Origin of the sequence: Flavobacterium sp., from assembly GCF_040402835.1 — a bacterium.
Classification (GTDB): Bacteria; Bacteroidota; Bacteroidia; order Flavobacteriales; family Flavobacteriaceae; genus Flavobacterium.
This window is the reverse complement of sequence record NZ_JBBALW010000005.1, coordinates 52,953-66,811: the sequence shown is the minus strand read 5'-3', so window position 1 is coordinate 66,811 and position 13,859 is coordinate 52,953. Positions and strand designations below refer to the sequence as shown.

Annotated in this window: 9 protein-coding genes; 1 reads left to right on the top strand and 8 read right to left on the bottom strand. The window is 33.5% G+C overall.

Features of this window, described 5'->3' with window-relative positions; translation table 11 throughout:
- The first annotated feature begins 1 nt into the window (after window position 1).
- A complete protein-coding gene (locus AC9UEH_RS03010; RefSeq protein ID WP_509528238.1) occupies window positions 2-1,417 on the top strand; it encodes a sialate O-acetylesterase in 1,416 nt (471 codons plus the stop codon).
- 81 nt (window positions 1,418-1,498) lie between these two features.
- Here AC9UEH_RS03010 and AC9UEH_RS03005 read toward each other — a convergent pair whose 3' ends face one another.
- From AC9UEH_RS03005 to AC9UEH_RS02970, 8 genes are all read right to left on the bottom strand, one after another.
- Window positions 1,499-2,674 carry a BT3233 family polysaccharide utilization protein gene (locus AC9UEH_RS03005; protein ID WP_509528236.1) on the bottom strand — a complete coding sequence of 392 codons (1,176 nt, stop codon included), beginning with the start codon at window positions 2,672-2,674 and terminating at the stop codon, window positions 1,499-1,501.
- A 1-nt stretch (window position 2,675) separates the two neighbouring features.
- Window positions 2,676-3,470 carry a gluconate 5-dehydrogenase gene (locus AC9UEH_RS03000; protein ID WP_509528234.1) on the bottom strand — a complete coding sequence of 265 codons (795 nt, stop codon included), beginning with the start codon at window positions 3,468-3,470 and terminating at the stop codon, window positions 2,676-2,678.
- 1 nt (window position 3,471) lies between these two features.
- Window positions 3,472-4,311 carry a 5-dehydro-4-deoxy-D-glucuronate isomerase gene (gene kduI / locus AC9UEH_RS02995; RefSeq protein ID WP_509528232.1) on the bottom strand — a complete coding sequence of 280 codons (840 nt, stop codon included), beginning with the start codon at window positions 4,309-4,311 and terminating at the stop codon, window positions 3,472-3,474.
- A gap of 120 nt (window positions 4,312-4,431) precedes the next feature.
- Complete coding sequence (locus tag AC9UEH_RS02990) at window positions 4,432-6,030, bottom strand: RagB/SusD family nutrient uptake outer membrane protein (RefSeq protein ID WP_509528230.1); 1,599 nt, start codon at window positions 6,028-6,030, stop codon at window positions 4,432-4,434.
- Window positions 6,031-6,054: 24 nt separating this feature from the next.
- A complete protein-coding gene (locus AC9UEH_RS02985; RefSeq protein ID WP_509528229.1) occupies window positions 6,055-9,285 on the bottom strand; it encodes a SusC/RagA family TonB-linked outer membrane protein in 3,231 nt (1,076 codons plus the stop codon).
- Window positions 9,286-9,612: 327 nt separating this feature from the next.
- A complete protein-coding gene (locus tag AC9UEH_RS02980; protein WP_509528227.1) occupies window positions 9,613-10,950 on the bottom strand; it encodes a sulfatase-like hydrolase/transferase in 1,338 nt (445 codons plus the stop codon).
- 12 nt (window positions 10,951-10,962) lie between these two features.
- Entirely contained in the window at window positions 10,963-12,186 is a 1,224-nt protein-coding gene (locus AC9UEH_RS02975) for an alginate lyase family protein (RefSeq protein ID WP_509528225.1), read from the bottom strand.
- Between the two features lie 46 nt (window positions 12,187-12,232).
- Window positions 12,233-13,846 carry a sulfatase family protein gene (locus AC9UEH_RS02970; protein ID WP_509528224.1) on the bottom strand — a complete coding sequence of 538 codons (1,614 nt, stop codon included), beginning with the start codon at window positions 13,844-13,846 and terminating at the stop codon, window positions 12,233-12,235.
- Window positions 13,847-13,859 lie beyond the last annotated feature (13 nt).

Below are 13,859 nucleotides of genomic sequence, written 5' to 3'. Positions count from 1 at the left end.
TATGAAAAAACTTGTAATTGTTTTCGTTTCCATTATTTTTCTATCAAATAACGCTCTTGTATTTGCTAAAATTAAGTTGCCTGGGATAATTGCTTCCAATATGGTTTTACAACGAAATACTTCTGTGAAAATTTGGGGTTGGGCTAATCCTAGCGAAAAAATTACCATTAAAACCAGTTGGATTTCTGAAACATTTAAAATAACTACTCCTGAAAATGGTCGTTGGGAAATTGCAATAAAAACCACTTTAAGTAAAGAACCACAAACTATTCAACTGAAAAGTAGTGAGTCGAATATCAACTTAGACAATATATTATTTGGAGAAGTTTGGATTTGTTCTGGACAATCCAATATGAGAATGTCTTTAAAAGGATTTACTGGACAACCCACATTTGACGGAAATTTGTCTATTGCAACTTCAAGAAACGCCAATTTACGATTGTTTTTCATTTCTGAAAATGGTTCCCCAACGCCATTAGATTCTGTAAGTAATTATAAAAAATGGGATATCGCATCGCCTGAAACCGTTAAAGATTTCAGTGCCGTTGCCTATTTTTACGGCAAACAATTACAAGAAACATTAGATGTTCCTGTTGGTTTAGTAATGACTTCTTGGGGAGGAACACGCATCCAACCTTGGATAAGTAAAGAAGCTGTTGCGCCATTTTTAGATGTAAATAAATTTAAAAAAGACACTACTGAAAAGTACAAAAGAATTCCTTCTGCGATTTTTAATGCAATGATACATCCGATAACTTCTTATATAATCAAAGGGGCAATTTGGTATCAAGGGGAAACAAATCGTGACGAACCAAAAATATATCAAAAATTGCTTCCTGAAATGGTAAAAGATTGGCGTAAGCAATGGAATATTGGAGATTTCCCTTTTTATTATGTTCAAATTGCACCGAATAAATACATCGATAAAAGTAATTCCCAATACCTTCGAGAAGCGCAATTGAAAGCATTAGATGAAATTCCAAATTCAGGAATGGCAGTGCTTTCAGATATAGGTTCGGAGCAAACAATCCATCCTCAACACAAAAAAGAAGTGGCTGAACGATTGCTATTTATAGCATTAAACAAATCTTACGGGTTTAAAGAAGTAGATTACTCCGGACCAATTTACAAGTCAATGGAAGCAAAAGAAGGGGCTTTGTTATTGAGTTTTAATTTTGCAGAAACAGGAATATATTCTCCTGAATTAGAAGTTAGCAATTTTGAAATTGCCGGAGCTGATAAAGTGTTTCATCCTGCAAAAGCTGTAATTATCAATCGAAAGCAAGTAAAAGTATTTTGTTCAGAAGTTCTTGAACCAGTTGCAGTTCGATACGGTTGGAATAATTGGTTTGTAGGAACATTATACGATAATAGCATGCTTCCAGCTTCTTCTTTTAGAACGGATGATTGGGAATAAAACAAAAATTCCACAAATTTTCACTTTATTAAGAGTGAAAATTTGTGGAATTTGTTTTGAAATAATTACTTTAAATTGGTGTTATTTAATCTTAACCACAAGTGGATTATTGATTTTGGTAGCATATTGACCTAAATACTTTTCCCAAGCTTCTTTGGTGGTAAATTCTCCTTGCTTTTTCCAACCGAACCCAGTATAATAAACAACTTTTTTCTCTTTTACATTTAGGTTTACGTATAAATTGCATAAATCCTTTTTTGAAACTACATATTTCTCAAAACTGATTGCAGTATTTTTTGAAAATACAATTCCTGTACCCAATTCAGAATCGTCAATTGGTTGCCAATAATCAATCCAGCCTTCTTTAAGATTTCCTTCAGTTTTTCCATCGTTATTATGCAATGTAATCCCAGTTGAAAGGGTATTGGTTCCCGAAACTTCAATTTCAAATTTAGATAGAAAACTTCCATAATCCAAACTGATGTGTTTTACTTCTGTGATTTTATTCCCCGCGGCATCCCAATCGGCATAGGTTAAAACAAAACTAGTTCTAAGAGGCCCAGTGGTAATAGTTTTCCATGAAATAAAGTTCTTAGAATAGTAATACGTCGTGTCTATTTTAACCGCAACTCCGCCAATTCCTCTACTATCACCCACATGAAAGTTGTCTAAACCTTCTCCCGTATCTTTGTGATAGGTTCCTGTTCCTGTAGTATATTTTTCGTACCATTTGTTCAAAATTGGATATTCCACTCTTTTCAACCAAGCATCAATTCCGCTTGTTAATGTGCCGCCTTTTACGTTATCTTCTGTCATTTTTTGAGCTACTGGACCATACGTTCTGAAGGCAACTTTGTTATTTTCCCATGCGTAATCATCTATTCTTTCAGGAACAAATCTAGAATAACAATATGAGATTGTTTCTTTGGTTTTAGAATCATTATTTAATACAAGTTCGTATTTTTTAGAGGTTGATGCTTTAATTTTAGGTTGAAATAATAGAACATCAGAAATTCCATCACCATTTTCATCCACACATTGGGAAATAAAAAATGCAGTAGTTCCAACCTCTCTAATACCGAACTTTTCTAATACATCCGAAGAATTTAAACCCAAAGCATTTTTAGATAATGCTACAGTTTCAAATTCTCTGTTTATCTTCAATGGATTGGAAATGGTGATGCTCTTCGACTTTTGAGCATACGATACTAAGCTGCTTGAAAGCAATAAAACTAGTATTCCGTTAGTAATTTTCATGTTAAATTTCATTTGAAGGTTTTCCAATTGTAGCTAATATTCCACCATCAACGTAAAGAATGTGACCGTTTACGAAATCACTTGCTTTAGAAGAAAGAAATATTGCTGCACCAGATAAATCATCAGGATTTCCCCATTTTGCTGCAGGAGTTCTGTTGATAATAAATTCGTTAAACGGATGTCCATCTACTCGAATAGGTTCCGTTTGTGTTGTTGCAAAATAGCCTGGACCAATTCCGTTGACTTGAACATTGTGTTTTGCCCATTCCGTAGCCATGTTTTTGGTAAGCATTTTCAGTCCTCCTTTTGCAGCAGCATACGCTCCTACTCCATTTCTACCCAATTCACTCATCATGGAACAAATGTTGATTATTTTTCCTTGTTGTCTTGCAATCATTCCTTTTGCAACGTGTTTTGAAACGATAAATGGACTCACTAAATCAATATCAACCACTTCTTTAAAATCGGAAACTTCCATTTCAATTAAAGGGATGCGTTTGATAATTCCCGCATTATTAATTAAAATATCGATTGGGCCTACTTCGCTTTCAATTTTACGAATCGCTTCAATGACTTCGCTTTCATTGGTAACATTGAATTTATATCCAAAAGCTGCAATTCCTTCTTTTTTAAACTCCGAAACTGCTTCATCAATTTTAGGCTGTGATGAATTTCCGTTTATAATAATTGTCGCACCTGCATGTCCTAACCCTTTGGCCATTGCCATTCCAAGTCCGTGCGTACTTCCTGTTACAAGAGCAATTTTTCCTTTTATATCAAATAATGAACTTCCCATATTATCTTAAATCAGTTATTTTACAAACATCCATATCTCCGTAATCCAAGTTTTCTCCTGCCATTCCCCAAATAAAAGTATAATTTGAAGTTCCTGCGCCAGAATGAATTGACCAAGGTGGTGAAATTACCGCTTGGTGATTGTTCATCCAAATATGTCGCATTTCTTGAGGTTGCCCCATAAAATGACAAACTGCTTGGTTTTCTGGTATGTCTAAATAGAAATAGACTTCCATTCTTCTATCGTGAACGTGCGCAGGCATTGTGTTCCAAACACTCCCTGTTTTCAATTCCGTCATTCCCATTTGCAATTGGCAGGTAGTTACAATTCCACCAATAATCATTTGATTAACTGTGCGGTGATTTGCAGTTTCCATTGCGCCCAATTGTAGTTTGTTTGCTTCAGCAAGTCCCACTTTTTTATTTGGATAATTGGTATGTGCAGGAGCAGAATTTAAATAAAATTTAGCTGGATTTAAAATATCATCACTTTTAAAGATAATTTCTTTGTTACCACTTCCAATGTACAATGCATCTTTGAAACCCAAATCATAAACAACTCCATCAGCAATAACAGAACCACTTCCACCAACATTGATAATGCCTAATTCTCTTCTTTCTAGAAAATAACTAGATTTTAAAGGGGCAATAGTTTCTAGCGTTAATGGTTCTAACGGCACTGCTGAACCCGCAATATATCGATCGTAATGAGAATAAGTAAGATTTACTTTCCCCACTTCCATTAAATTGTCAATTAGAAATTCGGCTCTTAATTGTGCTGTATTATATTCTTTTACAGCTTGGGGACTTGAAGCGTATCTTGTTTCGTAGGTTGCGGACATTTTGTATTTGTTATGTTATTAGTTAAGGAATTTAAATGCTAATTTAGGACAAATAGATACATTAGCAATAAAAAAAAAACAGTGACTATTATTTTAATAATCACTGTTTTTAAAAAAATCTTAATAACCAGGGTTTTGAGGTATGGTTATAAATGAATTCGTGTCAATTTCGTATTGTGGAATTGGCAATAAAAAACGATTTAGGTTTGCATTTGATTGAAGTTGGGGCAAAGTAATAGTTAATACACTAAAGGTACCATATAATTTTGTGTACATATTGGTAAAATGTTTTTTCATCACGTATTCTACTCCTTGAACCTTCATATTAGGGAATGCATCCGTTGAAGCTGACAATGACGTTGTAGTAGTTGTAAACCTAAGGATATCAAACCAACGTTGGTTTTCAAAAGCAAATTCCCATCTTCTTTCTTGAGCCAATGCTTTTTCATATAGTGCAGTTGAAGTAATTGTTGTTGTAGTTAGGGCAGCTAATCCAACTCTAGCGCGAACCAAGTTAATTAAATCCAAACTTCCTGCTGTGTTTCCATCTGCTTCCGCTTTCATTAATAAAACATCAGAATATCGAATTACAGGCCAGTCATTTTCAGCATCATTTGCTAGAGCAGTAGGTGAAATGTATTTTTTCACATAATAAGTACTTGTTCCATACAACCCAATATTTACATCTTTCCTACTCGACGCTGGATCGATATAAGTTGTATAAGATGTAGAGGTTTTGGTTAATTCCAAAGTAGGGTTGTTGGACGAACTTCCATCACCATTAATTATTGCATTACCACTATTTGTAGGTGCAAAAATATTTGATAATGGATTACCCATACCTAAACCACCCGATTTAAATCGTACAGAAAATAAAATTTCTGAATTCATTTCATTGTTAATAGAAAACACACTTGCATAAGTAGATTGTAAACTATAACCTCCTGCTGCAATTACACTATCTAACAACGCTGATGCTTCTTGATTTCTACCAAGAGTTAAGTAAACTTTAGCCAATAATGCTTTTGCCGCCCATACATTTGCACGTCCTAAATCTGGTGAACTTGCAGCGTAAGCAGCATTTTTACCATTTGCTATAGCATTATTTAAATCGGCAACTATTAATTTATAAATATCTGTAACAGCGGATCGATTGATAGTTTTTTCTTGTTGAGCCGTAACCGGTTCGTCAACTAAAAATACACCGCCATACAAACGAACTAAATTAAAATAGTGATACGCACGAATAAAAGAAGCTTCTGCGGCAACACTTTTACATTGATAGGCAGTTGCATCAATTGTTACAGGTGCATATTCAATTACACCAGGTGAAGCATTAAAATTGGCACCACACGCATTTAAAACTGTGTTGCAATTTTTAATGTTATTGTAGCTTTTTAACCAATAATTATAAATCCCGGTTTGAGTTGTTGAAGGATAAAATTGATCAATATAAGCCAAATCCATTTTTGGAGTTGAAGTACTGGTTGCACCGCTTTCGCAGGTATTATCACTTCGCATCTCTGTTAGCGACCATTCTTCTGTTAAAGGATTTTGCATTCCTTTGTAACAGGCTGTTAAACCAGATTGTAACTCGGTATAATTGCTGTAATAATTAGTTGCTATAATATTAGATTCAGAGTTCAAATCGATAATATCAGAACAACTAGATGCTACCACTAGAAATAATACACTTAAATATTTTATTGAATTTTTCATTGTAACTACTTTTAAAATTAAAAATTAAAAATTAATATCGATACCAAAAACAATAGTTTTTGGTATTGGAAATGCCCCTCTTTGATATCCAGAAATTAATGCTGACGAATATGGTCCAGATGTAGATCTTCCCTCAGGGTTGATTCCTCTGTAGCCATTAGCAGAGTGGAAATATAAATTCTGTCCAGAGGTATATAATCTTAAAGAACTTAAACCTATTTTTTTAGCCAAATTAACGGGTAAATTGTATCCCAAATTTATTTCTCTAAAAGCAAAATAAGAAGCGTCTTCCACAACATAATCCGTTAACATCCAGTTAAAACCTAAGTCTTCGTATGGAGTTCTTCCATCACCCGGATTCTGTGGGCTAATCCAACGATTTGAATTATAGTTCACATTTCCTGATTTTGTTTCACCATAATTTGGATCACCATTAATCAATTGTCCACCTTGAACTCCTTGCCAAGTAAAGCTTAAGTCAAAATTCTTATAACTAAAATTATTAGTTATTCCCCATGTGAAATCAGGATATGGGTTTCCAATAATAGTTCTGTCTTTGGTATCTAAAACACCGTCACCATTTACATCAACTATTTTAAGCCCGCCTTGTTTTAAAGCAGATGGTAAGTTTGAAGTTAAACCCGAAGCATCTATTTGAGCTTGAGAAGTCCAAACCCCATCGGTTTTGTATCCGAAGAATTGAACTAATGGGCCTCCTACTACACTTTTGTAAATTTCATTTCTTTCCCCATAATTAAGTAAATACGCTTCATTTCCTAACTCGATAATTTTGTTTTCAGTATGAGCAATATTAGCAGAAGTTGACCATTTGAAATCACCTTTTAAATTAGTTGTATTTAATTCCACTTCAAAACCTTTATTTCTTAGACTTCCAATATTATTCCAAGATAAAGGAACTCCTGAAAATGCCATAGTTGCTTGTTGTAAAAGTAATTTATCTGTGATAGAATTATAAACGTCTAAGGTAAAATTAAGTCGGTTACTTAACATAGATAAGTCCATACCGTAATTCGTTTGGAAAGTACTTTCCCAAGTAATATTTTCATTGGCATTAATTGAAGGATTTCCTACTTGACCACCTGTTTGAGTCCCAGTTCCAGGTCCAAAAGAATAGTTAGATGCTGATAATAAGTTTTGGAAACCATAATTTAAGATTCTATTGTTTCCAGAAACACCATAACTAGTTCTAAAGTTCAATTTGTTAAGCCAATCAACATTACTCAAGAAAGACTCTTTGTTAGCTGCCCAACCGATAGATGCTGCTGGGAAATTACCCCATTTTTTTCCAGATGCAAAATAAGAACTACCATCTGTTCTATAACTCACAGAGAGCAGGTATTTACTTTTGAATGCATAATTTACTCTTCCTAGATATGAAATTAAACCTATTTGACTTTTAGATCCAAAAGTTCCCGATTTATCAATATATAAGGCATTGTTTAAAGTATTGAATTCGTTATTTGCGTAATCTAATCCAGTAGTTTGAGTATAAGTATTCTTAGTGCTTTGAGCAGTGTAACCCGCTAAAACATCAAAATTGTGATCACCAACTTCTTTTTTATAATTTAATGTGTTTTCAGTCAATAAATCAACATACGAATTATCAAAATACACCCCTTTATTAACTATACCGTCACCATCAGCATTTCTATTACTCCAATCGAGTTTAGTGTCATATTTTACATACAAGGTGTTCATAGTTTTGAAATCCAAACCAGGCACAATATTTATGTTTAAAGTAGAACCCCCTTGAAATCCATAAGATTTTGCGTTAATATCATGATTCAACAAAGAAGCCATTGGATTATTTTGAGCTGAATTTGACGGGTTACCCGCAGCAGGAATAAAAGTTGAACCGTCAGGCATATATAAAACAGATCCATCAGGATATACTGGGTTATAAGTTAAACCAATAAAATGTCTAGGATGTGCATAATCTCCCGGTCTGATATTTGCCCATTGCGCATTTTGATTTACAAAAGCTGCGGTTAAAGCATTGTGTTGGTAGGGTAACCAAGTTGGATAACGCCAAAAATTTGTTAAGTTTTCAGATGGTGATTCTTTGCTGGTGTAAGATGGGTTAAGATTAACATTTAACTTTACTCTTTTACTCAATTCAATATCAAATTTAGTTCTAAAGTTTAATTTTTGGAAATTACTTTTTAGCATAATCCCTTGATCTCCTTGATATCCTGCTGAAATATAATATTTCATTGCTTTGGTACCACCCGTTGCACCAAATTGAATGTTTTTAAATTCTCCGTGTCTCAAAACTTCATTTTGATAATCGTAACCGTGACCACCTAACATGGTGTTTTCAACAATATAGGCACCTATTAAATTATTTGTTTTGGTAGCAGTTGCTAAATATACTAAATTTAACGCATTAGGATTAGTAATTGCTTCTGCTTGTATAGCAGGGTCAGTAATTCTCAAAGCTCTTTCTCGAAACAATAAATCAGTGTATTGAGAAGTAGTTAACATGGGATATTTTTCATACGCACTTTTAAAACCAGTACTGTATTTGAATGAATATTTGGCTTTATCAGTTTTACCACTTTTTGTAGTAATTAAGATTACCCCACTTGCTCCTCTAGAACCGTAAATTGCAGAAGAAGCAGCATCTTTTAAAACTTCAACTGAGGCAACGTCAGCCATGTTTAAAGTTGCTAATCCGTCAGGAATAGGTTGGCCATCAACAACAACTAAAGGACTTGCACCAGCATTAATAGAACTAATTCCCCGAACAGAAATTTTAGCGTCTGCACCAGCTTCAGAAGAAATATTTTGAACTTGTACTCCTGCAATTTTTCCTTGTAAAGCTTGATCTAGTCTTGAAACCGCAATTTCATCTAATTTCTCATTTTTATATTTGGAAATAGATCCCGTAACATTTGATCTTTTTTGAGTTCCGTAACCAATTACTACCACTTCATCTAAATCATTTTTAGATTCTACTAATGTGATGTTGATTTCTTTGTTTTTTCCTACAATAACAATTTGAGATGCATATCCTAAATATGAAAATCGTAAAATAGATTTCGAATTTTTGACTACAATGGCGTATTTTCCATCTAAATCTGTGGTGGTGTTTTTGTCCTCAAATGTTACTGTAACACTTGGTATTGGAATACCTTTGCTATCAACAACAGAGCCAGTAATCTTTTTAGGATCATTTTGACCGAATGCAATTGAAGCAAAAATTAATAAAAAGGATAATAATAGTTTTTTCATAATTTGAATGTATTAATTGGTTTTTTGGTTAATTGATTTAAAATATTTAATTATAATTTAATTTAAAATTCAAAAATATAAATTTCTATTGAAACTAAAATCCGTTATTAGTATAAAAATTGTACACCTTTCTATTTAAATTAACCAAACTGCGTTTTAATAAAAATATAGACCCGCAAAGTTATTAGTAATTGTAAATTAATCTATTACGGTTTATCAAAAGTAGTATCATCTATTTTAATTAATACAAAAAGGCACCCTATTGGATACCTTTTTTATATTATTTATTTTTTCGTTATGATTAAAAACAATTTTATCTACTACAAATCACTCATCCACTTTATCCTTTTTCTTGTTCACATTACTAGCATGTCTTCCACTTCCTCCCGCATTGTCTAAAATGCCTTTCTCGGGGCTTAATGTTTTTAAAGCTGTTTGCAAACGGGAATATGCCGCACTCGCTTCTTTGTTATCTGCATAATTGGAAACTAATTTTTCTTCAAATGGCGCATTGCTCATGTCAAAAAGTTCTCCTTCTCTATTTAGTTTCCATTTGGATTCTCGAACATACCATTTATTTCCTAATTCAATGAAAATCCATTCTCTAGGATTTCCTTTCTTTCCCATTAATTGCGGTAAGAAACTATGTCCATCTAATACGTTTTTTGTTGGTAGTTTTGCCCCAGCCAAATCAGCAAATGTTGGCAATATATCACTTGAATCAATTAATAAATCATTCACTTTTCCTGGTTCAATAACTCCTGGCCAGTTGGCAATTGTAGGGACTAAACTTCCACATTCTAGCATGGTACCTTTTTTTCCCGAAAGTGCTTTCCCTCCTATTGAACTTCTTCCAGCATATTGACTTGCAGTTCCATTATCACCCATAAAAACGATTAGCGTATTTTCTCTTAATTTTAAATCATCAAGTGTAGTTAATAGTTTTCCAACTAACTTATCCATATAAGCTATATTGTCATCATAAAAATCACTTCCTGGCTTACTGTCTGGAGTTCGCTGAATGACCGCATGAACATTTACCATAGAATAGTACAAAAAGAAAGGTTTGTCCTTGTTTGTAGTCAGGAAATCAACCAAATGTTTGTGCATCAAATCGGGCATATAGGTTAAAGTGTCTAACTTTTTATTTACTCCATTTTCAATATAATTTTCTGATTTCTTTTTTTCGGTTGCCCAATAATCTCCACTTCCTTGAAAGGTAATATAATCATCAAACCCAAAATCTTTTGGTGTTAATCCAAACTGACTCCACTTTCCTACTAAGGCAGTTGTATATCCCTCGGGTTTTAAAACTGACGGAATTAAAACTTCATTCTCTGGTTTTATTTGTCCAACCATGTCTTGGTTAACACCACCTGTTCTAAAAGCATAACGCCCCGTTAAAATCATAGCTCTGGAAGGACCACATAGTGGCGCAGTATAACCGTGTGTAAATCGAATTCCGCCCTTTGCCAATTTATCAATAATTGGTGTTTTATTATTGTCCGAACCATAGCAACTGACATCCCCAATGCCTAAATCATCGGCAAGAATGTAAATTATATTCGGTTTTGAAGTGCGATTTATAACTTTCTTACTTTGAGCAGAAACACTAAAAATAGCAGAAAATGCTACAAATACGAGTATGAAACGTAATTTATTCATGATTCTAATTTATTAATATGTTAATTCAATACTATCCGATTGGTAGGTTTTTAAGTCTGTTTTTTTTGCCAATATTTCATATTCAGGATTAGAATATTTTTTGGCAGCGAATTTTAATATTTTAATAGTTTCTCCGTAACTAATTTTTTGAATTTGCTCATATTCCCACTTTTTTTCGTTTTTCAAATAAGGAATAATCCAATTTAAGGCATTTCTCATATTTTTACCTTCACTAATTTGCTGATTCCAAAGTTGAATATTGGCATTTTCGGCTAATTTTGCAATTAAAAAATAACCGAATAAATTCATATTAACATAACCCCAAGATTTTGTTCGAACCAATTCAAATGGCTGACTTCCATCCGGTTTTAATTGACTTTCCATTCTGTTTTTAAAAATATCTATTTCGTTTAACGTCACTTCTGGTCTTTCTGAAAAAAGTGAAAAGGCGATAATTTGCTCGCTATAAAAAGTACCATGATTGTTTTTTGATTTAGCTTCGTCTTTCCCGATTGAGCTTTCTAACATCCACGTTAAATATTCTGAAAACCATTTTTTTAAAGCTTCATGGTCTTCTTTATTCCAATTTAGAGTTTCTTGAATTAAAATCGAAGCATCTAAAACACGATAAAGATCACGCGTTTCAATAATTCCAGTTCCGCGACCCGTATTCAATCCAGGGACTCCTTGTCCAAAATTTAGATTTGGATTTTGACGTGTTTCAGCATCTAAAAACCAGGTCTTAATTAATTTCGATGCAAAATTGGCGTATTTATTTTCATGTGTGAAATAGTACGCTGATGCTAATGTTAAGACACCATCTTCAACTTTATCTAATTCTTGAGAATCGGAAATATCATAATAGGTCGGGTTACGAAGTCCGTCTTTTTTGATATACGGCAATCCGTCTGGTTTCGTTGGATCTGGCCACCAATAAGGCCCCGTACTCATATAATCGTGTTTGTCGCCACTCGGAGGCACTTGTTTTTTATCCATTACTGAATATACATTTGCTTCTTCAAGCAATTTATCTGCTTTTTTTAAAAGCGATTTTAGCGCTCTCACTTTATCAGCATCGTAAGCAACAATTAAATCGTAATTTTTCTGCAAGTCTTTTCCGTCGATAGCGAGTGTTTTTGGAAAACTGCTTATACTTTCCACTTTATTTTGTGCCGAAACACAATTAATAACTAAAAGCACAAAAAGTAACGATAGGTATTTTATTGGTTTAATCATCTTAAAATTATGAGTGTTAAATGTAAATTTAATTAATTGCAAGTTACTAATCTCCAGAAGTTTTCCAATTTAAAGTATCTCCTTTCAAATGTCTTAATGCTTCGGCTTCTGTTTTAATCCCTTTATCTCCTTGGTCTAACATCCATTTTTTCAATTCAGAAACCAATTTAATTTTTATAGAAGTCAATGCTTTATCATCTGCTAAATTATCCAATTCATAAACATCTTTTTTGATGTTATACAATTCAAATTCTGGTCTGTTTCTATATAATTTTGCATGTGCCGCCTGTTTTGGTGTTGTATTAGTAGCTTTCAACCAACTGTTATACAATTTGTTTTTTGGTTGGGAACCCGAACTTAAAAAAGGTTCGTTGAATTGCAAATTCCAAATCAATTTATAATTATGATCTTGAATAGAACGAACGGGATAATTATCAGAACCATTTTTAATTCCTCTTGTGGTGTGAACGCCGTAAACATAGTCACGAACTTCTTTTGGTTTTCCATTCAAAGCTGCATAAAAACTCTTCCCGTCCAATTTCATGGTTTCCTCTTTATTTCCTCTTAAAGTTTCTGGATTTCCACCTGCAGCTTCAAAAAGTGTTGGAACAACATCAATATATTGCGCCAAAATATCCGTTCTTGTATCTGGTTTAATAACCTTCGGCCAACGCGCTATAAATGCCGCTTTCAAGCCCATATTGTAACATGTCCATTTTCCAAAAGGCATAGAACTTCCGTGTTCACTTGCAAAAAGAAACAACGTATTGTCTTTGTTTTTCTGTTTTTCAACAATTTTAGTACACGTTCCAACAAGACTATCCATGTAAGTAATTTCGGCGTAATATTTCACTAAATCATCTCTAGTTTCTTTGGTGTCAACCATGTAAGGAGCAATTGTAATTTTGCTTGCATCATATTGTTTTGCATCGCCTCTATTCCATGGAGAATGGGGCTGGTTTGAAGCAACAATTAACAAATACGGTTTTGAAGTGTCTTTATTTATCCATTTTTCAGCATCTGCTAATTCCACGTCTTGTCCCTTGCCATTATCACTATTTCTTCCTCCTAAATATTCAAAAGGGAAATTTGCCATTGGCGCATAATGTTGTTTTCCTATCAAAGCTACTCGATATCCAATTTTCTTGAAATGCTGTACAATACTAATTACGTTGTCATATACTTGAGCATGATTTGGATAACTACCGTTTTTTACAGGAAACAAGCCCGTATATAAACTCTGACGCGTTGGGCCACACATCGCTGTAGCGTTATTCATATTGTCAAATGACAAACCTTCTTTTGCTAATTTAGCTAAATTTGGAGTATGAACGTCTTTATTTCCATAAGGTTCACAATCAATTGAGGTCATATCATCGGCAATGAAAAACAAAATATCTGGTTTTGATGCAGTCGTTTTAGTCGCAGCATTTTTAATTACAATTCCGTGTTTTGTCAAAGAAGCAATAATCGGTTTTTTAGCTCCCAATTTTTCAGATAAAGCAGTTGCTAAATCTGTTTTAGAATGAATCGTATTTAGTTTTTTAGTGTCTTTAACTATCTTATTTTTCTCGAAATTTGAACTCGAAAGCTGAAAAGAGGAAGCTGTAATTATTACTAAACTGGCAAAGCCAATTAGCAATAGCGATTTATTTTTCATGTTGAATTATTTA